This is a genomic window from uncultured Pseudokineococcus sp. (assembly GCF_947495735.1).
GTDB lineage: Bacteria > Actinomycetota > Actinomycetes > Actinomycetales > Quadrisphaeraceae > Pseudokineococcus.
Genome location: NZ_CANMAA010000013.1, coordinates 58077 through 80179, shown reverse-complemented (window position 1 = coordinate 80179; position 22103 = coordinate 58077). Strand labels below are relative to the sequence as shown.

Here is a 22103-nt window from a genome sequence, read left to right as displayed (position 1 = left end):
AGCCCGGCCGGCACCCGGTCTAGGCTCCCCGCGAACGACAGGGGAGCGCCGTGGGGCGCTGAGAGTGCGGCGACAGCCGCAGACCCTCGAACCTGACCCGGCTCGCACCGGCGTAGGGAGTCGGGCTCGTCCACGTCCGCGCGTGCGGACGCGGTCCCCCTCGTGCACCGCACGGGAGGAGCACCACCATGACCAGCACCTCGCGCACCACCCCGACCGGCGCCGCCGGCCGCAGCCGCACCCACTGGCGGGTCGTCGACATCGTCGTCTGCGCCGTCGTCGGCGTGGCCGCCGGCGTCGCCCTGTGGGCCTTCGGCATCGCGTACCGGCCGCTGGCCGAGGGACTCGCCTTCCTCGCGCCGCTCTCGGCCGTCCTCAACGGCGGGTTCCTGTTCCCCGCCCTCCTCGGGGGCCTGGTCGTGCGCCGCCCGGGGGCGGCCCTGTTCGCCGAGGTCCTCGCTGGCCTGACGTCCATGCTGATCGGCACGGAGTGGGGCGTGCCCGTGCTGGTCTGGGCCGTCGTGCAGGGTCTGGCGGCCGAGCTCGGGTTCGCCGTCCTCGGCTACCGGCGCTGGGGCCTTCCCGCGGCTCTGCTCTCGGGCGCCTGCGCGGGCCTGGCCGTGGGCCTGATGGACACGACGTTCTACTACCCGGCGTGGGAGTCCGGCTACAAGCTCCTCTACGTCCTCTTCTCCGTCCCCTCGGGGATCGTGCTCGCCGGCCTGCTCGCCCACCTCGTCGTGCGCGCGCTCGCACGCACCGGAGCCCTGTCGGGCTTCGCCTCGGGCCGCTCCGGCGAGCGGGTCTGAGCGCGGTGCCCGCCCGTCCTCCGGCCCGGCGGGCGCCCGCGCGCGCGTCCCGGGGCGGCGGGGACCGGGCGGGCGCCGGTTCTCCGTCCGGCGCCCCACCCGTCGGCGTGCTCGCGCGGGGCTGGTCCTGGCGCCACGGCGGCCGGCGGGCGCAGGCGGTCGCCGGGCTGGACCTCGAGGTCGAGCCGGGCGAGCGCGTGCTGCTGCTCGGCCCCTCCGGGTCGGGGAAGTCGACGCTGCTGGCCGGGCTGGTCGGCGTCCTGCCCGAGGGCGACGCCGAGGACGGCGAGTCGGCGGGCGAGCTGCTGGTCGGCGGCGCCCCGGCCGGTGCGCGCCGGGGGCGCGCCGGCCTCGTGCTCCAGGACCCGGAGAGCCAGGTCGTGCTCGCGCGCGTCGGGGACGACGTCGCCTTCGGCCCCGAGAACCTCGAGGTGCCCCGCGAGGAGATCTGGCCGCGGGTGCGCGCCGCCCTGGACGCCGTCGGCCTGGACGTGCCGCTCGACCACCCGACCGCCGCGCTGTCGGGCGGGCAGAAGCAGCGCCTGGCCCTGGCCGGCGTGCTCGCCATGCGCCCGGGCCTGGTGCTGCTCGACGAGCCGACCGCCAACCTCGACCCCGCCGGCGTGGTGGAGGTGCGCGACGCCGTCGTCCGCGCGCTGGACGCGACCGGGGCGACGCTCGTCGTCGTCGAGCACCGGGTGGCCGTGTGGGCCGACGTCGTCGACCGCGTCGTCGTGCTCGGGCGCCCGGGGGACGAGGGCGGGGACGGCGCTGCGGTCGTGGCCGACGGGCCGCCGGAGCAGGTGCTCGCGGCGCACGGGGACGACCTGGCGGCGCGGGGGGTCTGGGTCCCGCCGCGCTTCCGCACCCGCCCGCTGGTCCCGGCCTGGCGAGCCCCGACCCCGGGGGAGGACCTGCTGGCGGCGCGGGAGCTCGCCTGCGCGCGACCGGGAGGTCCCGTCGCGGTCCGCTCGGCCGACCTCGTCCTGCCCGCGGCGTCCTGCACCGCCCTGACCGGCGCCAACGGGGCGGGCAAGACGACGCTGGCCCTCACGCTGGCCGGCCTGCTGGAGCCCGTCGGCGGCGCGGTCGTGGCCACCGGCGCGCTCGCCGACGGCCTCGGGCCCTCGCCGTGGCGCTGGCGCTCGCGCGACCTGCTGCGGCGCGTCGGCACGGTGTTCCAGGACCCGGAGCACCAGCTGGTGGCCGCCACCGTCGAGGACGAGCTCTCGCACGGGCCCCGGCTGCTCGGGCGCCCCGAGGAGGAGGTCCGCCGCCGCACCGCCGAGCTGCTGGAGCGGCTGCGGCTCACCGCGCTCGCGCGGGCGCACCCCTTCACGCTCTCGGGCGGGGAGAAGCGCCGGCTCTCGGTGGCCACCGCGCTCGCCACCGGGCCCCGCGCCGTCGTCCTCGACGAGCCGACCTTCGGCCAGGACGCGCTCACGTGGGCCGAGCTCGTGGAGCTGCTCCGCGAGCTCGTCGACGGCGGGGCCGCGCTGCTCGCCGTCACGCACGACGCCGACCTCGTCGAGGCCCTCGGCGCCCGCACCCACCACCTCGAGCCGCCCGACCCCGCGGTGCCGCTGGCGCCCCGCGGCGACCCGCCGCCGCCGCGCGGCCTCGCCCGCTGGCGGGGGAGACGGTGAGCGCGGGCGCGGCGAGCGGGCGGGGGACGACCGGTGGGGCCCCGACCGGGGCGGGGACGCCGAGCGCCTCGACGCGGGGGACCTCGACGCTGGGCGGCCTCGCCGGCGACGTCCGGTCGACGCCGCTGACGCGCGCCAACCCGCTGGCGACCCTGCTGGGCGGCCTCGTCATCGCCGTCGCACTGCTGCTGACGGTGGACGTCGTCAGCGCGGGCGTCGCGCTCGCGCTCGAGCTGTGCCTGCTGCCGCTGGTCGGGCTCGCCCCCCGGACCCTGCTCGTGCGGCTGCTGCCGGTGCTCGTGGCCAGCGTCCCGGCGGGGCTGGTGACGACCGTGATCGGCCGGGACTCGGGGGAGGTGCTGCTCGGCGCCGGGCCGCTGACGGTCACCGAGGGCTCGCTGGGCCTCGGCGTCGCCATCACGCTGCGCGTGCTCGCGGTCGGGATCCCCGGCGTCGCGCTGCTGGTGGCCACCGACCCCACCGACCTCGCCGACGGGCTCGCGCAGCGGCTGCACCTGCCGCACCGCTTCGTGCTCGGCGGCCTCGCCGGGCTGCGCCTCGTCGGGCTGCTGGTCGCGGAGTGGCGGACGCTCGCGCTGGCCCGCCGCGCCCGGGGGCTGGGCGACGCCGGCGGGCCGCTGGCCGGCACCCGGGTCGTGGCCGGGCAGGTGCTGGCGCTGCTCGTCATCGCCCTTCGCCGCGCGATGCGCCTGGCCCTGGCCATGGAGGCGCGCGGCTTCGGCGTGCCCGGCGCCGGGCGCACGTGGGCGCGCGCGAGCACCCTCGCGCCCCGGGACGCCGGCGTCGTCGCCGTCTGCACGGCCGTGGCGGGCCTCGCCACGGCGACGGCCGTCGTCGCCGGCACCTGGGCGCCGGTCCTGGGCTGAGGCGGTCGGCGGTCGGCGGTCGGCGGTCGGCGGCCGACTGGCGACGGCGGGGCGGTCGGACGGGGCGTCCGGGAGGCGGCGGTCGGAGGGTGCGGAGCGGAGCGGAGCGGGGCGGGGTGACCCGCGTCACACACCGGAAACACGGCGTCACCGCCGGGAGACACGGCTCGTGCACTGTCCACGACGTCAGACCGGCAGGACCGCAGGAGGACCCCGTGAGCGCCATGACCGTCACCCCCGCCCTGAGCGCCGACCGCCGCGCCGCTCGCACCCTCGCCCAGGGGACCCACCCCGCCGGGGCGGGCCGCACCCGCCGCAGCCGCGCGACCCCTCGCCGCACCGCTCCCGCGCCCCTGCCGGTCGAGGACGGCCTCGCGCTGGCCCGCCGCCCCTGGCACCTGCAGCCCACGGGCCCCGGCCTCTCGCCCGCCGCGCTGGGCGAGGACACCCCGCTCGACGTCCTCGCGGGCCTGTCGGCGCGCAGGGGGGCCGAGACGGCGCCGGCGCGGCTGGTGGTGCGCGGTGCCGTCGCCGCCGACCTGCCCGCCCTGGCGGCGCTGCACGGCCGCTGCACGGGCACCACGCTGCTGCAGCGCTACCGCAGCGGTGGTCGCGCGCCGTCGCTGACCGCCCTCACCGAGATGCTGCGCGAGCCCCTGGTGCTGGTGGTCATGTCGGCGCCGCGCCACGTCGTGGCGGTCGCCACCGCGCACGTCGGCGAGCGGCCGAGCGCGGACTTCACGACCGAGATGGGCGTCCTCGTCGAGGACGCGTGGCAGGCCCGCGGCATCGGCCGCGCCCTGGCCGGCCACGTCGGGGCCTCGCTCCGCCACCTCGGCTACGGCCAGGTCGTGACCCGCTCGGCGACGTCCTCGCTGCCGCTGTCCCGCGTCATGGAGGGACTCGGCACCACCCGTCACGTCCTCGCGGTCGACGGCGGCGCGCAGCTGTTGACGCGCCTCGACGTCGACGCCCTGGACGGGCTGGCGGGCGGCGCCGCCCCCGCGGGCTCGGGGGTCGCTGCGCGCTGACCCCGCGCCCCCACACGGGCGAGTCGTCGCCTGATCGCTCTCGGACGGACGGACGGGCGCGGCGCGTCAGCGGGGGCGGAGCACGGCGGTGAGGGCCCGGTGGTCGCTGCCGCCGACGTCGTCGAGCACCGCGGTGACGGCGCGCCAGGCCTCCTCGTCGGCCAGCACGTGGTCGATCGGCGCCGCCAGGGCCGGGGGCAGCGACGCCGGCCACGTGCCGGGCGCGGAGGCCCCGGCCGTCGCCGCGGGGGTGCACCCGGAGCGCTGCACGACGGCGTGGTCGGCGGTGGCGTTGAGGTCGCCCGCCACGACCCCGCCCGGCAGCTGAGCGCACAGCGCGACCGCCGCGGCGGTCTCGGCGCGCCACTCGTCCATGGCGAACAGCCCGGGCACGGCCGGGAGGGTGTGCACGGCCGCGAGCGCCGGGCCGTCGCCGTCCGCGGGGCGCGCCACGACCGCGCCCCCGCGCAGGGGCGGAGCCGGCGACGCCTCGTAGCGCCCGAGGTCGGTGGAGACGAGCAGGTGCGTGGCCGGTCGGACGAACGGGAGCAGGAAGCCCGACAGGCGCGGCTCCAGCAGGTCGCCGGGGACCTCCGAGGGCTCGGTCGACAGCAGCTGGACGGGTCGGCCGGCGCGGCCGAGGCCGTCGGCCACCTCCTGCGCGAGCTCGGCGGGGGTCTCGGAGAGGGCCAGGACCCCGGACCCCCGGCGCAGCGCGAGCGCGACCACCTCGTCGGCGGCGACGCCGCGGGGGCCGACGTTGAGGGTCGTCACGACCAGGTCGCCCGGTCCCGCGGCGCTCGTCGGCCCGGCCGTCGCCGCGGGCGCGGCCCCCGGCGCGGCAGCGCGGACGGCGAGCACCGCGGCGTGCCCCAGCCCGGTGACCAGCAGGCACCCCACCAGCCCGAGCAGCCACCGCGGCCGTCCGCGCGCCGTCCGGCGGCGGCGCCGCTGCACCAGGAGGGCCACGAGCGCGAGCAGGGGGGCCAGCGCCAGGCACGCGGCGCCCGTCAGCGACCGCAGCGTCACCAGCTGCGCCCACGGCGAGGTCATGGACAGGCCCGCCGCGGCGGGGGCCAGCGTGAGGAGGGCGCCGAGGCCGAGGACCACGACGACGGCGGCGCCGAGCCCGTCCAGGACGCGGTCGGCGCGCGGGCGAGGCGCGCCCGGGGGCGGCTCGGCCGCGGGGCCCCGCCGTCTCGAGGCTCTGCGCACACCGGGAGCCTCGCGCACGAGGCCCCGCCCTCGCCCGGCGGGGGAGGGCGGGACCTCGTGCGGGTCGTCCCGGGTGCGGCTCAGGCCGCGGGGACCATGCCGTGCGGGTCGAGGATGAACTTCTGCGCCACGCCGCTGTCGAACTCGGCGTAGCCGCGCGGGGCGTCCTCCAGCGGGATCACCGTGGCGTTCACGGCCTTCGCGATCTGCACCTTGTCGTGCAGGATCGCCGTCATCAGCTGGCGGTTGTAGCGCATGACCGGGCACTGGCCGGTGGTGAACGACAGCGACTTCGCCCACCCGGTGCCCAGGCTCAGCGACAGGGAGCCCTTCTTCGCCGCCTCGTCGACGCCGCCCGGGTCGCCGGTGACGTAGAGCCCCGGGATGCCGAGGGCGCCGCCCGCGGCCGTGATCTCCATGAGCGAGTTGAGCACCGTGGCCGGCGCCTCGGACGAGGAGCCGTCGCCGTGGCCGCGGGCCTCGAAGCCGACGGCGTCGACGCCGCAGTCGACCTCGGGGACGCCGAGGATGCTCTCGATCTGGTCCTTCGGGTCGCCCTTGCTGACGTCGACCGTCTCGCAGCCGAAGCTGCGCGCCTGCTCGAGCCGCCGCTCGTCCAGGTCGGCCACGATCACCGCGGCCGCGCCGAGGAGCTGCGCGCCGACGGCGGCCGCGAGGCCGACCGGGCCCGCGCCGGCGATGTAGACGGTCGAGCCGGGCTTCACGCCCGCCGTCACCGCGCCGTGGAAGCCCGTCGGGAAGATGTCCGACAGCATCGTGAGGTCGCGGATCTTCTCGAGCGCCTGGTCGCGGTCGGGGAAGGGCAGCAGGTTCCAGTCCGCGTAGGGGACGAGGACGTAGTCGGCCTGCCCGCCGACCCAGCCGCCCATGTCCACGTAGCCGTAGGCGGACCCGGGGCGGTCGGGGTTGACGTTCAGGCAGATGCCGGTCTTGCCCTCCTTGCAGTTGCGGCAGCGGCCGCAGGCGATGTTGAAGGGGACCGAGCAGAGGTCGCCCTTCTTGATGAACTCCACGCCCGGGCCGGTCTCGACGACCTCGCCGGTGATCTCGTGGCCGAGGACGAGCCCCTCCGGCGCCGTCGTGCGCCCGCGGACCATGTGCTGGTCGCTGCCGCAGATGTTGCTCGTGACGACCTTGAGGATCGCCGCGTGCGGCAGCTGCCGTCCGACGTTGGCGGGGTTGACGCCGGGGCCGTCCTGTAGCTCGAACGTCGGGTAGGGGATCTCGCCGACCTCGACCTTCCCCGGTCCCCGGTACGTGACTGCGCGGTTGCCTGCCATGACGGACCTCCTGGGAGAGCTGCCGGTCGCGTCGTCGCGACCGGTGGAGCGATCCTGCCCACCGCTCCCGGCGCGCTGTCAACCGCTCGGGGGCGGTGCGCTCGCTCGGGCCCCGCCGGCGGACGGCCGGGGCCGCGTCAGCGCCGGCGCCGGCGCCACCACGGCCGCGGCGGCGGGTCCGGGGGCGCCGGGGCGGGGCGGGGCGGGTTGGCGGCCCGCCACCGCTCGAGCTGGACCTCGAGGTCGAGCGGGCCGACGGCGAGCGGCGGACCGGACACCGGGCGCAGGTAGGCGTCGCGCAGCCGGCCGTTGAAGTCGGCGACGAGCTCGCGGACAGCCTCCTCGGAGCGCAGCTCGGGGACCTCGGCGCGCAGCGCCGCCCGCTCGCGCCGCAGCGCGAGGCCGACCGGCATCGCCGCGGACAGGTCGGCGCCCTCGCGCTCGGCCCAGTCGAGGACCCACTGGTGGCTGCTGCGCTGCCGGTGCAGGTCCGGGATGGGCCTGCCCTCCAGGCGCAGGCCGGTGAAGGCGCCGCGCTGCTGGGCGTCGCGGATCTGCTGCTCCACCCAGTCCGTCACCGGGACGTCGTGGGGCCGCCTGCGCCGGTCGTCCACCAGCCCTCCTCGCCTCGCCCGCCGTGCGCCTCCCATGCTGCGGCACGCGTCGTCGCGCCCGCCCACCGGGCGGTGCGCCCGTCCCGCTGCGCGGCCCGGGCGGGGGCGCTCCACACTCGGGCCATGTTCTTCTTCTTCAGCAACCGCCTGGGCTGCCTGGGCTCTCTCCTGATCTCCGCGCTCCTGACCGGGGTGCTCCTCCTCATCCTCCTGTGACCTCCCCGGAGGCGGCGGGCCCCCGGAGCCCGGGCGCGGACGGGCGCGACGGCGACGACCGCTCGACCCTGCGCGCGGACTGCTCGCGCTGCGTCGGCCTGTGCTGCGTGGCCCCCGCCTTCGCGGCCTCCGCCGACTTCGCGATCGACAAGCCGGCCGGGGTCGCCTGCCCGAACCTGCGAGGCGACGCCCGCTGCGGCATCCACGACCGGCTGCGGCCCGAGGGCTTCCCGGGATGCGTCGTCTTCGACTGCTTCGGCGCGGGCCAGCACGTCGTCAGCCTGGTCCTCGGTGAGCCCCGGGCCGCGCGCTCCCCGCGGGAGACCGCGGCGATGCACGCCGCCCTCGCGCCGGGCCGCTCGCTGCTGGAGGTCCTGCACCACCTCGCCGAGGCGGTGGCGCTCGCCGACGCCCACCGGGGCGGGGGCGCCGACGTCGAGGCCCTGCGGTCCCGGCTGCGCGCGGCGCGCGCCCGCGCGCGGGCCGCCCTCGAGCTCGACGCGCCGGGGCTCGCGGCCCTGGACGTCGGGGCGCTGCGGGCCGACGTCGGTCCGCTGCTGGTGCGCACCAGCTCGGTGGTGCGCGCCGGCGTCCGGTCCGGCGCCCGGCGCCGTCCCCCGCGCGTCGGCCCGCACGCCGACCTCGCCGGGGCGCGTCTGCGCGACGCCGACCTGCGGGGCGCCGACCTGCGCGGGGCGCTCCTGCTCGGCGCCGACCTGCGCGGTGCCGACCTCTCGCGGGCCGACCTGCTGGGGGCGGACCTGCGCGGCGCCGACGTGCGCGGGGCGCGCCTGGCCGGGGCGCTGTTCCTGACCCGGCCGCAGCTGGAGGCGGCGAGCGGCGACCGGGCGACGACCGTGCCGGACGTCCTCGGCCGGCCCGCGCACTGGCACGCTGCGCGCTGACGTCCTCCCGCACGGACGCCCATCGGCGAGGGGCCGGCCCGCACCGGCCCGAGGAGGTGCCCCGCGCATGAGCTCCCCCACCGGTCACGACGACGTCGCCGTCCCGCACGAGGACCCGCACAACGACGTCGCGACGACGGCCCTGGTCCTCGGCGTGCTGTCCGTCGTCTTCTCCGTCCTCACCGGCGTGCCGGCCCTGGTGGCCGGCCTGGTGGGCCTGGTCCGCTCGCGGAGCCGGGGCACCGGGGCCGTGCGCTCGGGGGCGGCGGTGCTGCTGGGCGCGGGGTCGGTCGTCGTCGCGGTGCTCGCGGTCCAGGCGCTGGCGCCCGTGTGGGGCACCGTGCAGGCGGTCGGGGAGGTGCCCGCCGAGGACGTCCTCGTCTCGGGGAGCCCGCAGGCCCGCGCCGGGGTCGCGGAGGCGACCGAGGTCGTCGAGGAGCTCGGCGTCGACCCCTCCTCCCTCGACTGCGGCTCGCCCTCACCCGGTCTCGAGGTGGTCCTCACCTGCACCGGTCAGAGCGCGAGCGGGGAGCCCGTCGACCTCACCGGGTCGTGCCCGGCCTCCGTCCTGACCGGCGAGGCCGTGTGCACCGTCGACGTGGTCGGCCCGGAGGGCGCGCAGGAGCGCGAGGTGCGGGTGGTCCTGCGCGACGGCGTCCCCGAGGCCGAGCTGCTGCCCCGGTGAGGCGCGCGGCCCCGGTCGTCGACGCTCCGGGGGCGACGTGAGGCGCTGGAGGTGCTATACAAGGCGCGTCGTCCAGTTTCGTGTGTCGTGTCAACCACGCTCGCGGTAACGAGGCGGCGGTGAGAACGAGGTCCCGACAGGAGGGTCCGAGGCGCCGTCGCTTGGGTCGGCCGGTCGCGCACGGTGTGCGACCGACACCCGTGAAGGAAGTGGTGGTCACATGGCACAGGGAACCGTGAAGTGGTTCAACCCGGAGAAGGGCTTCGGCTTCATCTCGCCGAGCGACGGCAGCGCTGACGTCTTCGTGCACCACAGCGAGATCGACATGCAGGGCTACCGCACCCTCGACGAGGGCCAGGCCGTGGAGTTCGAGGTCGGTCAGGGCCAGAAGGGCCCCCAGGCCCAGGGCGTCCGCGCCCTCTGAGCCTTCCCGCCTCGTGAGCCCGGGTGAGTTCCGACTCTCCGGCACCACGTAGTCGCAGGAACTCCAAGAGCCCGCTTCCCCCTCGGGGGAGGCGGGCTCTTGCACGTCCGTAGCCCGACGCCGCGGGGCTCGCGGACGCGCCCCGCTCGCGAGAGCTGCCCCGCGGTCGGCGTCAGCGCGTCGCCGCGGACCGCTCGCGGTGGCGGTGGGGCGCTGGCACGGTGAGCCCATGGCCACGCCCCCGCTGCCCGACGACGTCGCCGAGCTCCTCGCCCGGCCCAACCCCGCGGTCATGGCGACCGTGGCCGCCGACGGCCGGCCGGTGACCGTGGCCACCTGGTACCTGGTCGAGGACGACGGCCGCGTGCTGCTGGGGCTCGACGCGGGCCGGGCCCGGCTGGACCACCTGCGCCGCGACGGCCGCGTCTCCCTGACGGCGCTGGCCGAGGGCGACTGGTACACCCACGTCAGCGTCCAGGGGCGCGTCGTCTCGATCGAGGACGACGAGGGCCTCGCCGGCATCGACCGGCTCTCCCGGCACTACACCGGGGAGGACTACCCGGCACGGGACCGCCCGCGCGTCCTCGTCCGCGTCGAGGTGGAGCGCTGGCACGGCTGGGGCGCGGCCGCCCAGGGGTGAGCCCCGCCCGCGCGACGCCGAGGAGCACGTCGGTCCCGGCGACGCGCGGGTCCGCCAGGATGGCCCCGTGGTCAGCGCCGACGTCCCCGAGCCGCACGTGGTGGTCTCCACCGACGGCACCCGCATCGCCAGCTACGTCTGGGAGCCCGAGGAGGGCTCCGGCGAGGACGCCCCCGTCGTCGTCGCCGTGCACGGCTTCGCCTCGAGCGCGGCCGCGAACTTCGCGCAGACGGGGTGGACCCGCGACCTGCCCCGCGCGGGCTTCCGGGTCATCGCGCTCGACCAGCGCGGGCACGGCGCCAGCGACACCCCGCACGACCCGGCCCGCTACAGCCTTGACCTGCTCGTCGACGACGTCGTCGCCGTCCTGGACGCCCACGGGGTCGCCAGCGCGCACTACGTCGGCTACTCCCTCGGCGCGCGCGTCGGCTGGCGGGCGGCCGTCCAGGTGCCGGATCGGGTCCTGTCCGCCGTCCTCGGGGGCGTCCCGGACGGCGAGCCGCTGGAGCGCTTCGACGTCGAGCAGGCCCGCGCCCACGTCGAGGACGGCGCGGAGGTCACCGACCGGATCACCAGCGCCTACCTGACGATGGCCGACTCGGTGGCCGGCAACGACGTGCGAGCGCTCATCAGCCTCGTCGAGGGGATGCACGGCAGCGGTGGCATCGACCCCGCCGAGCCCCCGCAGCAGCCCGTGCTCCTCGCCACGGGCAGCGAGGACGGGATCCTCGAGCGCTCGCGGCGACTGGCCGCCGCCGTCCCCGAGGGGTCGTTCTTCGAGGTGCCCGGACGGCACCACTTCAACGCGCCCACCTCGCGGCACCTGCGCACCGCGGCCATCGACTTCCTCACCGACGTCCCGGACCGGGCGCCGCGGGCTCGGCCGGTGCCCCTGGACCTCGCGCGCTCGTGGCTGCTCGTGCCGGCCACGGGCGACGTCGACGCGGCCGCGCGCTCGGGGTGCGACGCGCTCGTCCTCGACCTCGAGGACGCCGTCGACGGCACGCGCAAGGAGGAGGCGCGCGACGCGGCGGTGGCGTGGCTGTCCGGTGGCGGGCCCTCCGGGGGCGGCCGGGCGTGGGTGCGGGTCAACGGGCGCGCCACCGAGCACTGGTCGCGCGACGTCGACGCCCTGCGCGGGCTGCCCGGCCTCGTCGGCGTCGTGCTGTCCAAGACCGAGTCCGGGACCCAGGTCACCGAGACCGCCGACCGGCTCGGCGGGGAGGTGCCGGTCGTCGCGCTCGTGGAGTCCGCCCTGGGGGTCGAGGAGGCCGTCTCCATCGCCCGGGCCCGCGGCTGCGTGCGCCTGGCCTTCGGCAGCCAGGACTACCGGCTCGACACGGCCACCGCCGACACCCAGGTGGCCATGGGCTACCCGCGTTCGCGGCTCGTCGTGGCCAGCCGGATCGGCGGGCTGCCCGCGCCCGTGGACGGCCCCACCACGGGCGGCGGCCGCTCCGGGCTGCGCGAGGCCTGCGACCTCGCGATGGACCTGGGCCTGCGCGGCAAGCTCTGCCTGGACCCGGGCGACGCCGGCGTGCTCAACGAGGCGCTGAGCCCCACGCGCACCGACGTCGCCTGGGCCCGCGGGTTCCTCGCCGACTTCGCCGCCCGCGGCCGCGTGGTGCGCGACAGCGGCGACCTGCCCCGCCTGGGCCGCGCCGAGCGCCTGGACCTGCTCGCCCGCGCCTACGGCGTCGAGCCGGGCTGACCCGAGCCCCTCTGCGCCCGGCGCGGGCCGGTCGCTGGCAGGGCCGGGGCGCGGGTCTCGGGGGAGCAGCGCCGGCGGGTCAGGGCTCGCGGCGGGCCCGGGCTCGTCGCTTCCCCTCGTGCATCGCGGCGGCGCGCGGCGAGGGGATCGCGCGGCCCTCCGCCACCAGGTCCTGCGGCACCGGCTGCGGGGCGGGCAGCGACTCCCGCCACGGGTCGCCGTCGCCGAGCAGGCGGGCGGCGTCGCGCAGGGTCGGCCGGCCGGGGACGACGTCGTCGAGCGCGTCCCAGGCGACGGGGACGGACACGGGCGCGCCGGGGCGGATGCGCGGGCCGTACGCGCACGCCAGCGTGCCGCCCCCGGCGCGGGTCGGGTCGAGGTAGACGCGCCCCCGCCGGTCGGCGAGGAGGAAGGCCGTCGTCGTGGCCGCCGGGTCCAGCCGCTCGGCGCGTGCGGCCAGGGCCCGGGTCGCGGCCGCGGCGTCCTCGACGGCGACGTCCCGGACCGGGACGACGACGTGCAGCCCCTTCGCGCCGCTCGTCTTCACGGCACCGCGCAGTCCGGCGTCGTCCAGGGCCCGGCGCACGAGGCGGGCCGCGGCGACGACCGCCGCGAAGGGCGCGCCCTCGGGCGGGTCGAGGTCGAGCACCAGGCGGCTGGCGCGCCCCTCGCCGTCGAGCACCGCGGGGTGCAGCTCCACCGCCCGCTGCCCGGCCAACCACACCAGCGTGCGGAGGTCGTCGGCGACCGGGTAGCGGACGGTGCGGTGCGAGGCCTCGGACCAGACCTCCCGGACGGGGATCCAGGACGGCGCGGAGGCCGGCAGGTTCTTCTGGACGAACGGGCGCTGCCGGGGCCGGACCCGCACCACGGTCAGGGGCCGGCCCGCGAGCTCGGGCAGCAGCCGGTCGGCCAGGGCCTCGACGTGGGCGACGAGGTCGCGCTTGGTCGCCTCTGCGCCGTCGAAGAGCTCGTCGTCGAGGTGCGCCAGCTCCACGCCCTCGTGGACCTCCACGGCGCCCGCGTCCCTGACCACGACGGCAGTCTGCGCGGCGCTCGCGCGCCCGGCCCGCCGAGGCGGACGCGTCCTCGCCCGGTCGTCGGGCGCGGGCGTCAGCGCCGGGGGCCGAGGGAGCGCGCGGTGGCGGCGCCGCGGGCGACCCAGTCGCCGAGCGCATCGTCGTCCTCCAGGACCTCCGGACGCACGAGCACCCACCCGCGGGTGGGGCGTCCGCGCATGACGACGGGCTCGACGCCGGCCCGTTCGAGCAGCTCCTCGGCCGCGTCGGCGCCGGCGCGCACCATGAGCTCGCCGCGCCCGGTGACGGCCAGCGCCATGCGACCGCCCAGCAGGAGGGCGAGGCCGCCGAACATGCGCCGCTCGGCGCGGTCGGGCTCGCGCGCCAGCAGGGCGCGCACGCGCTCGGCGAGGTCGTCGTCGTCCGCCACGCGGTGAGTCTGGCGCCTCCGGCGCCACCCGTGGGAGCTCCTGCGCCGGCGGTCGGGCGCCGGTGGGGGGCGCAGCTCCCGGGTGCTGGCCAACGGACCCCCTGCGGTGCTATGCATAGCACTACTAGGTATCACGACGCGGAGCGCGGGAGGTCGGAGTGCACATCGACAAGGAGCTGGTGGCGGCCTCGGCGTCCCCGCTGGTGCTCACGATCCTCGGCGAGGGGGAGAGCTACGGGTACGCGCTGCTCCGACGCGTGCGCGAGGTCTCCGGCGGCGACATGGAGTGGAGCGACGGGATGCTCTACCCGCTGCTCCACCGGCTCGAGCGGCTCGGGTGGGTGACCACCGACTGGCGCACCCCGCCGGGGGAGCGGCGTCGCAAGTACTACGCCATCACCGACGACGGTCGCGCCGCCCTCGCGGAGCAGCGCCGGCAGTGGGGCGCCGTCGTCCGCGCGCTGGACGGGGTGTGGAAGCAGGCGCCGTCCCTGCCCGCGGCCGGGTCGCTGCCCCCGCTCGGGCCCGCTCTCGGCGGCGCGTGATGGGTCTTCCCGAGGTCGACAGCACCGAGGCGCGCATCGCCGAGTGGCGCGCCCACGTCGGGCGCTCCCCGGCGGTCGCCACCGCGGACGTCGAGGAGCTCGAGGCCCACCTGCGCGACTCGGTCGAGGACCTGCGCGCGGTCGGGCTCGACGCCGACGAGGCCTTCCTCGTGGCCGTGCGGCGCCTCGGCGCCCTCGACGGGCTGTCCGCCGAGTACGCCCGCGAGCACAGCGACCGGCTCTGGAAGCAGCTCGTGCTGGCACCGGCCGCCGACGACGGGCGACCGCGCGGGCGCCTGCGGCAGGCGGTGCTCCTCGCCGTCGGCGCCGGGGCGGCCGTGCAGGTGCCCCGGCTGCTCGGTGCCGCGCCCGAGCGGCCCGCGGACCTGGTCGTCCACGTCCTGCTCGTCCTGCTCTTCCTCCTCGCCTTCGTCGGCCTGCGCGGCGGCGACGGGCCGGGAGGCGGGCGGGGGGACGGACGGGGCGACGGGCGCCGGCTCGGCGCCCGCGGCTGGCTCGCCGCCGCCGCGCCCTTCGCGCTCGGCGCCGCCGTGGCGGTCGCCTCGCCGTGGGCCGAGGGCTCCTCGACCGAGCTGCTCGTCGCGCTGCACCTGCCGGTCGTCCTGTGGTTCGCCGTCGGGCACGCCCTCGTGGGCGGGGACTGGCGCTCGCCGTCGCGGCGCATGGACGTCGTGCGCTTCACGGGGGAGTGGGTCGTCTACTACGCCCTCATCGCCCTCGGCGGGGTGGTGCTCGTCGGGCTGACGGTGCTGCTCCTGCAGCCGGCGGGGGATCAGGTCGTCGAGCAGGTCCTGGCGTGGCTGGTGCCCTCCGGGGCCGCCGGCGCGGTCGTCGTCGCCGCCTGGCTCGTCGAGGCCAAGCAGTCGGTCGTCGAGAACATGGCCCCGGTGCTCACCGCCGTCTTCACCCCGCTCTTCGCGCTCGTGCTGACGGCGTCCGCCGTCGTGTACGCGCTGACGGGGCTGGCGGCCGGCTTCGACCGCGACCTCCTGCTCGGCTTCGACCTGCTGCTCGTCGTCGTCCTGGGGCTGGTCCTCTACTCGCTGTCCGCGCAGGAGCCCTCGCGCCGTCCCGGGGCGCTGGACTGGGCCCAGCTGGCCGCCGTGGTCAGCGCGCTGGTGCTCGACGCCCTCGTGCTCGTGGCGCTGCTCGGACGGGTCGGCGACCTCGGCTGGACGCCGAACCGCGTCGCCGCGCTGGGTCTGAACGCGGTCCTGCTCGTCGACCTCGTCGTCGCCGCGGTGCTGGCCGTCCGCTTCCTGGCCGGCCGTACGCGCGCCGACCGGCTGGCGCGGTGGCAGACGACCTACCTGCCCGTGCTCGGCGGGTGGGCGGCCGTCGTCGTGCTGGCCCTGCCCCCGCTGTTCGGCTACCGCTGACGCCGGGGCCGGCGACCTCGAGGTCGCCGGTGACCGGCGCCCGTCACGCCCCGGAGGGTCCCCGGTCCCGGCCGTCCCGCTCCGCCAGGAGGCGGCGCGGGGCGCGGGCGCGCCAGGCGTCCTCGACGAGCTCGGCGAGCAGGTCGTCGCCGACGCGCGCCAGCCGCACGAGCACCACCGGGGAGCCGTCGAGGTGCGGCGTGGTGAGCAGGGCCCGCGGCTCCTCGGCGAGCAGGGCCTGCTTCACGCCCTCGTCGGCGACCCGGACGCCGAGCAGCGGCTCGTCCTCGGGGGGCGCCCCCGGCCCGAGGTGCTCCCGGTCGACCGCCGTCAGGGGCCTGTCCCAGACGAACGCCCGTCCCCCGACGCGCCACGACGGCCGGCCGCCGTAGGAGGGGTGCACCTCGGTGCCCGGCAGCGCGGCGACGAGCCGCCGCACGTCGTCCCACGTCGCCATGACCGCGAGTGTGCCGCGGCGGTGACGACGACGGCACGGATCGGCACGGGCTGCGGGGCTGCGGGGCTGCGGGGCTGCGGGGCTGCGGGGCTGCGGGGCTGCGGGGCTGCGCGGCGCAGGGGGGCCACGCCCCGGGCGGGCGGGCCCTCACCCGTCCAGCCAGCGGTTCCAGCGCATGGCGAGCGCGCGCTCCAGCGCGGCGAGGACGCCGGCGACCACCAGGACGGAGTCGGCCGGCCCCGGCAGCTCCCAGCCCACGACGGGCTCGGCGCCGAGCAGGCCCGCGGCGCCGTCGACCCAGCCGGGCACCTGCGTGACCAGGGCGACGGCGAGCACGACCCACGACAGCGCGGCGAGGGCCCTCGCCAGCCGCGGGCGCCGTCGGCCGAGGTCGGCCCGCCACGCCTCGCCCGTCCCGGGCAGGGGCCGCATCTGCTCCTCGCGCCCCTCGACGACGAGGTGGGCGCGGCGCATGCCGAAGGTGGACAGCCGGGCGTCGAGGTGGGCTCCGCCGGGGAGGGCGAAGCGCGCCCGCGAGCGGCGCTCGTCCACGCGCACCCCGTCGCGGTACAGGCCCACGCGCTCCTGCCAGTCGAAGAAGTCGACGTCGACCGTCCACGTCGAGCCGGCGTGCTCGACCTCGTACGCCCCGCGCCACAGGGCCTGCCAGCCGCGGACGGGCTCGAGGCGCTCCGGGCAGCGAGGCCGGCTCATCGCGGCTCCTCCTGGGGTCGTCGCGCGGGGGCCGGGGGGCGTCCTGCCGCCCCTCCGGCGGGCGGGTGCGCGGGTGGGCCGGCGCGGCCCGGAGTCTTCCGCACCCGCGCGCCGAGGGGGAGGCCCGCGCCGCGGCGGACGTCGAGGGGTGACGCGGACCTCGGTCTCGGCGTCGACGCCCCCCCGGCACCGCGCGGGCGCCGGGCGCCCCCGGGCGGAGCCCGCCTCTGCCGGCCTGCGGGTCGCGACGACCGCACCGCCGGCCATCCCGCCCGTCCCGCGCGCCGCCCCGCTGACCGCCGCGGAGCGCTCGCCCGTGCCCGACGTCGCCCGCGGGGTGGCGCTGCTGGGCATCGCGCTCGCGAACAGCACCTCCCACGTCACCGACCGGGTGCTGGGGCCGGGCTTCCGCCCCGTCGACGGCACCGGGGCCGACCGCGCGACCGACGGCGTCGTGGGCCTGCTCGTCGACAACCGCGCGTTCCCGATGTTCACGCTCCTCGTGGCGCACGGCCTCGCCGTGGTGGTGCGGCGCTCGGCCGAGCGGGGCGCGCCCTGGCCGCAGGCCCGGTCCCTGCTGCTGCGGCGGTCGCTGTGGCTCGGCGCCTTCGGGCTGGCGCACCTCGTCCTGCTGCTCGAGGGCGACGTCCTGCTCACGTACGGGCTGCTCGACCTGGCCCTCGTGCTCCTCGTGCGGGCGTCCGACCGGGTGCTGCTCCGGGTCGGGGCCGCGGGCCTGCTGCCGTTCCTCGCCGTCGGCGGGCTCGACGGCGTGGCCCTCGGCGAGGACGGTGCGACCGACGGGCTGCCCCTCGCCCCGGACACCTACCTCGCGTCCTCGGCGACGCGGGCGCTGGGCGCGGTCGTCGTCCTCCTCGGCGGCCCGCTCCTCGTGGTGTGCTTCCCCAGCCCGGCGGTCGTGGGTCTGCTGCTCGCCCGACGCCGCGTCCTCGAGCGCCCCGTCGAGCACCGGGCGCTCCTGCGCCGCCTCGCCGTCGGCGGCTTCGCCCTGAGCGCGCCCGGCGCCGTGCCGCTGGTGCTCGCGTCCGTGCAGGTGCGCGAGGTCGGGCCGGCCGTCGGGTACCTGCTCGGCGTCCTGCACGCCGGGACGGGCCTGGCCGGTGCCGGTGCCGGTGCCGTCGCCCTCGTGGCGCTGGTGGGGTGGCTCGTGGGCGCCCGCCAGGAGCGCGCGACGTCGCAGGGCCGCCCGTGGGCGCCCCGCCGGGCCTGGTGGGTCGCGGCCGCCGTCGGGAAGCGCTCGCTGACGAGCTGCCTCCTGCAGTCCGTGGTCATGGCGCCGCTGCTGGCGCCGTGGGGCGCGGGTCTCGGCGTCGGTGCCGGCACGGCGCTCGTGGCGGCCGTCGGCGTGGCGACGTACGCGCTCACCGCGGTCGTCGCCGTCGCGCTGGAGCGCGCCGGTCGCGCCGGCCCCGCCGAGGTGCTGCTCCGCCGGCTCGTCTACGGGCGCGCCGCGTCGTCCGCCTGAGCCTGCGCGACACCGGTGCGGTGGACGGCGGCGAAGCGCCCGGGGGTCGTGCCCGTCACCCTCGAGAAGTCGCGGACGAGGTGGGCCTGGTCGGCGTAGCCGAGGTCCGCCGCGATCTCCGCGTGCGTGGTCCCGCCGGCCCGCAGCCGCCCCACGGCCTCGTGGAGGCGTCGGCGCTGGATCAGCCACTTCGGCGTGAGGCCGACCCGCCGGTGCACGAGGCGCTGCAGCGCCCGCTCCGACAGGCCGAACGCCTCGCAGACCTGGGACACGCGCGTCACGTCGGTGCGCTCCTCGACGAAGGCGACCACGCGGTCGACGAGCTCGCCCTCGGCGTCCACGGGCAGGAGGGGGCGCAGCGCGTCGCCGTAGGCCGCCATCGCGGCTGCGTGCGCCGCCGGGTCGAGCGGGTCGGCGGCCATCGCCGTGCGCACCCGCTCGACGAGGGGGCCGGCCGCTGCGCCGAGGACCTCCCCGACGTCGACCGCGCGGTCCGCGTGCTCGGCGAGCGGCCGTCGCGCGAGGAGGTGCCCGGCCGCCGGGGTGCACATGACGCCGACCGCCCAGCCGTCGCCGGCCAGCACCGTCGTGGACAGCCCCGAGGTGACGCCGTAGAAGCGCGCGTAGTCCGGTGTCACGACCAGCAGGCACACGGGGTGCTGCAGCACCTGCTGCGGGGCCTCCTGCCCCGGCGGCACCGACCAGACCGGGATCCAGAAGCGCCGCACCAGGGGCGCCAGGCCCGGGTCGGGGTCGTAGCGGGACATGACGTGGGAGGTGTCCCGCGGGTCCCTGAGGTGGGCCCGCTCGACGAGGTCGGCGCGCGCCGGCGCTCGCGGCGGGGTGCTGTCGGGTTCCATCAAGACCCAGCCTGCTCGCAGTCCCTACGGTCCGGCGGCATGACCACGACGCTGCAGCAGCACCAGTCCGCCGACCGACCTCTCACCGCCGTCCTCGACGCCGTCCCTGCCGGGGGCTGGGAGGCGCCGTCGCCGTGCGAGGGGTGGACCGCCCGCGACGTGGTAGCCCACCTCGTCGACACCCAGCGCGAGCTGTTCGCCACCCACGGGGTGGACCTGGGCGAGGCGCCCGACCTGAGCGCGGACCCGGCCGCGGCGTGGCGGGAGCACGCCCGTCGGGTGGCCGCAGCCCTCGCGGACCCCTCCGTCCCCGCCATCGCCTACGACGGCTGGTTCGGCCCCACGACGCTGGGCGCGACGCTCGAGCAGTTCTACGTCTGGGACATGCTCGTGCACCGCTGGGACGTGGCCCGCGCCGTCGGCGCCGGCTCGACGGGCGGCACCTTCTCCGAGGCCGAGCTGGACCGGGTCGAGGGCGGCGCGGACGGCTTCGGCGAGGCGATCCACGGGGAGGGCGTCTGCCGGCCCGGCGTGGAGGCCCCCGTCGGCGCGCCACGCGAGGTGCGCGTGCTCGCCCGCCTCGGTCGCACCGCCTGAGCCCAGCACGCGAGTCCGGTCGTCGCGCCCGGTCAGCGCTCGTGCGTCGGGTTGAGCACCCGGTCGAGGAAGTCGCGGGTGCGGGCCTCGCGCGGCGCCCCGATGACCTGCGAGGGCGGGCCCTCCTCGACCACGACGCCGCCGTCCATGAACACGACGCGGTCGGCCACCTGACGGGCGAACTCCATCTCGTGGGTCACCACGAGCATGGTCATGCCCTCGTCGGCGAGGTCGCGCATCACCTCGAGGACGTCGCCCACGAGCTCGGGGTCGAGGGCGGAGGTCGGCTCGTCGAAGAGCATGAGGTCGGGCTCCATGCTCAGCGCCCGGGCGATCGCCACGCGCTGCTGCTGGCCCCCGGAGAGCTCGGCGGGATAGGCGTCGCCGCGCTCGCCCAGGCCCACGCGCTCGAGGTTCGCCCGCGCGCGCTCGTCGGCCTCCGCCTTCCCGATCTTCGCCACCTTCCGCTGGGCCACCGTGCAGTTCTCCAGCACGGTGAGGTGGGGGAAGAGGTTGAAGGACTGGAAGACCATGCCGACGTGCCGGCGGACCGCGTCGATGTCGCAGTCCGGGTCGGTGACGTCCGTGCCGCGGACGACGACGCGCCCGCCGCTCGGCTCCTCGAGGAGGTTGACGCAGCGCAGCAGCGTCGACTTGCCGGAGCCCGACGGCCCGATGACGCACACGACCTCGCCGCGGCGGACCTCGAGGTCGATGCCGGTGAGCACCTCGGTCTCGCCGAAGCGCTTGACGAGGCCGTCGAGGACGACGACCGCGTCGTCCTCGCCGCGGGAGGCGCCCGGCGCCTCGAGGGAGCTGCTGGTGCCGGAGGCGCTCATCGCGACCTCGCCGTCCTGGACTCGAGACGCCGCACGACGAAGCCGAGCGGCACGGTGATGATCAGGTAGCAGAGCCCAGCCACGAGGACGGGGGTCAGGCTCCGGTAGTCGTTGAGCGCCGCGCGCCCGAACTGCGCCAGCTCTCGCTCAGCGATCGTCGCGCCGAGCAGGTAGGCGAGCGAGGAGTCCTTCGTCAGCATGATCAGCTCGTTGGTGAGCGGCGGCAGGATGATGCGGAAGGCCTGGGGGATGACGATGGTCAGCGTCGCCCGACCCGCCGACATGCCCAGCGACCGAGCCGCCTCGACCTGCCCCCTCGGGACGGCCTGGATGCCCGCGCGGATGGTCTCCCCGATGTAGGCGGCGCCGACGAGGCCGAGCGCGAGGGTCACGACGACGTAGCGGTTGAGGAAGACGCCGAAGGCCAGCGGGATGCCGTTGCCGATGGCGATGAAGACCAGCAGGGCCGGGAGCCCGCGGAAGAACTCGATGTAGATCGTCGCGAGCCAGCGGTAGGGGGCCACGCTGGACAGCCGCATGAGCGCCAGCACGAGGCCGAGCGCCAGGCCGAAGGTGAAGCCCAGCAGCGTGTAGACGACCGTGTTGACCAGCGCCACGGTCAGCACGTCGGGGAACTGGGCCGCGGCGACCTCGGGGTCGAGGAAGGCGCGGCGGATCTCGCCCCAGTCCGCGACCAGGGCGATGGCGACGAGCGCCGCGACCAGGACGGCGTACTGCACCCCGCGGATGACGCGGGCGCGGCGGCGGGGGCTGCGCAGCAGCTCCCGCAGCCCCGCCCGCGGCGCCGCCGGTCGCGCCGACCCGGCGGACGTCACCGTGACCTCCTGCTGCTCACCGGCCGCGTCAGCTGCCGGTCGGCGCGGCGCTCGCCGCCTCGCCCGGCGCCGCCCCGAACCACGTCGTGTAGATCTCGTCGTAGCTCCCGTCGTCGTCGAGGCGCGCGAGGGTGGCGTCGACCTGCTCGAGCAGCGCGGTGTTGCCCGTGCGGACCCCGATGCCGTACTGCTCGCCGGTGTTGAACTCGGTGGTCACCTCGAGGTCGGGGTTGTCGGCGGCGTAGTCGAGCAGCACGCCGTTGTCGTTGATGGCGGCGTCCACCTGGCCGCTCTCGACCGCGGTGAGGAGCAGCGCGAGGTCCTCGAAGGTGACCAGCTCGGCGCCGGGGATCTGCTCCTCGGCGTAGACGGCGCCGGTCGTGCCGGACTGGACCGCGAGGCGGCGCCCCTCCAGCGCGTCGGCGGAGTCGAGGCCGGAGCCCACGGGGGTGATGAGGGCCTGCGTGGCCTCGAAGTACGGCGTGGAGAAGTCCATGTTCTCCTCGCGCACGTCCGTGATCGTCATGCCGGCGGCCGCGAGGTCGCACTGGCCGGCGTTGAGCGCCTCGCCCGACTGGATGGTCTCGAAGGGGATGTCGATGACCTCCTGCTCCACCCCCAGGTCGGCCGCGATCGCGTCGACGACGTCCACGTCGAAGCCGACGATCTCTCCGCCGTCCTCGAACTGGAAGGGCTCGTAGGGCAGGTGCGTGCACGTCGTCAGCGTCCCGGCCGAGATGAGCTCGACGCCGCCCTCGGTGGTCGCCGGCTCCTCCTCGCTCCCGCAGGCGGCGGCGCCCAGCAGCGCGAGCGCGCTCACGGCGGCGGCGACGGTC

24 protein-coding genes and 1 riboswitch are annotated in these 22103 nt (G+C 77.6%); of the genes, 13 read left to right on the top strand and 11 right to left on the bottom strand.

Annotation, left to right across the window (positions count from 1 at the left end; genetic code table 11):
- The first annotated feature begins 29 nt into the window (after positions 1–29).
- Positions 30–136, top strand: a riboswitch (TPP riboswitch).
- 52 nt (positions 137–188) lie between these two features.
- The 4 genes from Q0848_RS15385 (at position 189) to Q0848_RS15370 (ending at position 4373) form a co-directional block, all read left to right on the top strand.
- Positions 189–809, top strand: a complete 621-nt coding sequence (locus Q0848_RS15385; RefSeq protein ID WP_299039101.1) for an ECF transporter S component — start codon at positions 189–191, stop codon at positions 807–809.
- 107 nt (positions 810–916) lie between these two features.
- Complete coding sequence (locus tag Q0848_RS15380; RefSeq protein ID WP_299039099.1) at positions 917–2455, top strand: ABC transporter ATP-binding protein; 1539 nt, start codon at positions 917–919, stop codon at positions 2453–2455.
- Complete coding sequence (locus Q0848_RS15375; RefSeq protein ID WP_299039097.1) at positions 2452–3342, top strand: energy-coupling factor transporter transmembrane protein EcfT; 891 nt, start codon at positions 2452–2454, stop codon at positions 3340–3342. Before Q0848_RS15380 ends, Q0848_RS15375 begins: the two co-directional genes overlap by 4 nt.
- Positions 3343–3557: 215 nt before the next feature.
- On the top strand, positions 3558–4373 hold the full coding sequence (locus tag Q0848_RS15370) for a hypothetical protein (RefSeq protein ID WP_299039095.1): 816 nt from the start codon (positions 3558–3560) through the stop codon (positions 4371–4373).
- A gap of 66 nt (positions 4374–4439) precedes the next feature.
- Here Q0848_RS15370 and Q0848_RS15365 read toward each other — a convergent pair whose 3' ends face one another.
- From Q0848_RS15365 to Q0848_RS15355, 3 genes are all read right to left on the bottom strand, one after another.
- Entirely contained in the window at positions 4440–5588 is a 1149-nt protein-coding gene (locus tag Q0848_RS15365; protein ID WP_299039093.1) for an endonuclease/exonuclease/phosphatase family protein, read from the bottom strand.
- Positions 5589–5668: 80 nt separating this feature from the next.
- Positions 5669–6889 (bottom strand): formaldehyde dehydrogenase, glutathione-independent, encoded by a 1221-nt coding sequence (gene fdhA / locus Q0848_RS15360; protein WP_299039091.1) that lies wholly within the window; start codon positions 6887–6889, stop codon positions 5669–5671.
- A gap of 137 nt (positions 6890–7026) precedes the next feature.
- Complete coding sequence (locus Q0848_RS15355; RefSeq protein WP_299039088.1) at positions 7027–7503, bottom strand: DnaJ family domain-containing protein; 477 nt, start codon at positions 7501–7503, stop codon at positions 7027–7029.
- Between the two features lie 212 nt (positions 7504–7715).
- On the opposite strand from Q0848_RS15355, the gene Q0848_RS15350 reads away from it, so the two are divergent.
- From Q0848_RS15350 to Q0848_RS15330, 5 genes are all read left to right on the top strand, one after another.
- Complete coding sequence (locus Q0848_RS15350; protein WP_299039085.1) at positions 7716–8624, top strand: pentapeptide repeat-containing protein; 909 nt, start codon at positions 7716–7718, stop codon at positions 8622–8624.
- A gap of 67 nt (positions 8625–8691) precedes the next feature.
- Positions 8692–9309 carry a DUF4190 domain-containing protein gene (locus Q0848_RS15345; RefSeq protein ID WP_299039084.1) on the top strand — a complete coding sequence of 206 codons (618 nt, stop codon included), beginning with the start codon at positions 8692–8694 and terminating at the stop codon, positions 9307–9309.
- Between the two features lie 220 nt (positions 9310–9529).
- Positions 9530–9733, top strand: coding sequence for a cold-shock protein (locus Q0848_RS15340; RefSeq protein WP_299039082.1), 204 nt, complete (start codon positions 9530–9532; stop codon positions 9731–9733).
- 229 nt (positions 9734–9962) lie between these two features.
- Positions 9963–10373, top strand: coding sequence for a TIGR03618 family F420-dependent PPOX class oxidoreductase (locus Q0848_RS15335; RefSeq protein ID WP_299039080.1), 411 nt, complete (start codon positions 9963–9965; stop codon positions 10371–10373).
- Between the two features lie 67 nt (positions 10374–10440).
- Positions 10441–12084 (top strand): alpha/beta fold hydrolase, encoded by a 1644-nt coding sequence (locus Q0848_RS15330; RefSeq protein WP_299039079.1) that lies wholly within the window; start codon positions 10441–10443, stop codon positions 12082–12084.
- Positions 12085–12163: 79 nt separating this feature from the next.
- On the opposite strand, the gene Q0848_RS15325 is transcribed toward Q0848_RS15330, so the two are convergent.
- Positions 12164–13120, bottom strand: a complete 957-nt coding sequence (locus Q0848_RS15325) for a hypothetical protein (RefSeq protein WP_299039077.1) — start codon at positions 13118–13120, stop codon at positions 12164–12166.
- A 77-nt stretch (positions 13121–13197) separates the two neighbouring features.
- Positions 13198–13533, bottom strand: a complete 336-nt coding sequence (locus Q0848_RS15320) for a TfoX/Sxy family protein (protein ID WP_299039075.1) — start codon at positions 13531–13533, stop codon at positions 13198–13200.
- Positions 13534–13691: 158 nt separating this feature from the next.
- Between Q0848_RS15320 and Q0848_RS15315 the strand changes: the two genes are divergently transcribed.
- A complete protein-coding gene (locus tag Q0848_RS15315) occupies positions 13692–14078 on the top strand; it encodes a PadR family transcriptional regulator (RefSeq protein WP_299039073.1) in 387 nt (128 codons plus the stop codon).
- Positions 14078–15478 (top strand): permease prefix domain 1-containing protein, encoded by a 1401-nt coding sequence (locus Q0848_RS15310; protein ID WP_299039072.1) that lies wholly within the window; start codon positions 14078–14080, stop codon positions 15476–15478. The genes Q0848_RS15315 and Q0848_RS15310 overlap by 1 nt, the downstream gene beginning before the upstream one ends.
- Before the next feature lie 43 nt (positions 15479–15521).
- Here Q0848_RS15310 and Q0848_RS15305 read toward each other — a convergent pair whose 3' ends face one another.
- Both Q0848_RS15305 and Q0848_RS15300 read right to left on the bottom strand, forming a co-directional pair.
- Positions 15522–15935, bottom strand: coding sequence for an MmcQ/YjbR family DNA-binding protein (locus Q0848_RS15305; protein ID WP_299039070.1), 414 nt, complete (start codon positions 15933–15935; stop codon positions 15522–15524).
- Between the two features lie 147 nt (positions 15936–16082).
- Positions 16083–16649 (bottom strand): hypothetical protein, encoded by a 567-nt coding sequence (locus Q0848_RS15300; RefSeq protein ID WP_299039067.1) that lies wholly within the window; start codon positions 16647–16649, stop codon positions 16083–16085.
- Between the two features lie 148 nt (positions 16650–16797).
- On the opposite strand from Q0848_RS15300, the gene Q0848_RS15295 reads away from it, so the two are divergent.
- Positions 16798–18135: a DUF418 domain-containing protein gene (locus Q0848_RS15295; protein WP_299039064.1), complete on the top strand. Its 1338-nt coding sequence runs from the start codon at positions 16798–16800 to the stop codon at positions 18133–18135.
- Here the strand turns inward: Q0848_RS15295 and Q0848_RS15290 are convergent.
- The gene (locus Q0848_RS15290) at positions 18108–18995 is read right to left on the bottom strand and encodes an AraC family transcriptional regulator (RefSeq protein WP_299039062.1); all 888 of its coding nucleotides are present in this window, start codon (positions 18993–18995) and stop codon (positions 18108–18110) included. The two genes, Q0848_RS15295 and Q0848_RS15290, sit on opposite strands and share 28 nt — an antisense overlap.
- A gap of 39 nt (positions 18996–19034) precedes the next feature.
- Here Q0848_RS15290 and Q0848_RS15285 point away from each other — a divergent pair, with 39 nt between their 5' ends.
- A complete protein-coding gene (locus Q0848_RS15285; RefSeq protein WP_299039060.1) occupies positions 19035–19592 on the top strand; it encodes a maleylpyruvate isomerase family mycothiol-dependent enzyme in 558 nt (185 codons plus the stop codon).
- A 32-nt stretch (positions 19593–19624) separates the two neighbouring features.
- Here the strand turns inward: Q0848_RS15285 and Q0848_RS15280 are convergent, their stop codons facing one another.
- From Q0848_RS15280 to Q0848_RS15270, 3 genes are all read right to left on the bottom strand, one after another.
- Positions 19625–20431: an amino acid ABC transporter ATP-binding protein gene (locus tag Q0848_RS15280; protein ID WP_299039058.1), complete on the bottom strand. Its 807-nt coding sequence runs from the start codon at positions 20429–20431 to the stop codon at positions 19625–19627.
- On the bottom strand, positions 20428–21213 hold the full coding sequence (locus Q0848_RS15275) for an amino acid ABC transporter permease (RefSeq protein ID WP_366146633.1): 786 nt from the start codon (positions 21211–21213) through the stop codon (positions 20428–20430). Before Q0848_RS15275 ends, Q0848_RS15280 begins: the two co-directional genes overlap by 4 nt.
- 82 nt (positions 21214–21295) lie before the next feature.
- Positions 21296–22072, bottom strand: coding sequence for a basic amino acid ABC transporter substrate-binding protein (locus Q0848_RS15270; RefSeq protein WP_366146632.1), 777 nt, complete (start codon positions 22070–22072; stop codon positions 21296–21298).
- Between the last annotated feature and the right edge of the window lie 31 nt (positions 22073–22103).

Bases quoted from the DNA above. Each gene is read 5' to 3' on its own strand.
- Q0848_RS15385 (WP_299039101.1), top strand. From the start codon at position 189: ATGACCAGCACCTCGCGCACCACCCCGACCGGCGCCGCCGGCCGCAGC.
- fdhA (WP_299039091.1), bottom strand. From the start codon at position 6,889: ATGGCAGGCAACCGCGCAGTCACGTACCGGGGACCGGGGAAGGTCGAG.
- Q0848_RS15345 (WP_299039084.1), top strand. From the start codon at position 8,692: ATGAGCTCCCCCACCGGTCACGACGACGTCGCCGTCCCGCACGAGGAC.
- Q0848_RS15340 (WP_299039082.1), top strand. From the start codon at position 9,530: ATGGCACAGGGAACCGTGAAGTGGTTCAACCCGGAGAAGGGCTTCGGC.
- Q0848_RS15335 (WP_299039080.1), top strand. From the start codon at position 9,963: ATGGCCACGCCCCCGCTGCCCGACGACGTCGCCGAGCTCCTCGCCCGG.
- Q0848_RS15310 (WP_299039072.1), top strand. From the start codon at position 14,078: ATGGGTCTTCCCGAGGTCGACAGCACCGAGGCGCGCATCGCCGAGTGG.
- Q0848_RS15305 (WP_299039070.1), bottom strand. From the start codon at position 15,935: ATGGCGACGTGGGACGACGTGCGGCGGCTCGTCGCCGCGCTGCCGGGC.
- Q0848_RS15300 (WP_299039067.1), bottom strand. From the start codon at position 16,649: ATGAGCCGGCCTCGCTGCCCGGAGCGCCTCGAGCCCGTCCGCGGCTGG.
- Q0848_RS15290 (WP_299039062.1), bottom strand. From the start codon at position 18,995: ATGGAACCCGACAGCACCCCGCCGCGAGCGCCGGCGCGCGCCGACCTC.
- Q0848_RS15285 (WP_299039060.1), top strand. From the start codon at position 19,035: ATGACCACGACGCTGCAGCAGCACCAGTCCGCCGACCGACCTCTCACC.
- Q0848_RS15280 (WP_299039058.1), bottom strand. From the start codon at position 20,431: ATGAGCGCCTCCGGCACCAGCAGCTCCCTCGAGGCGCCGGGCGCCTCC.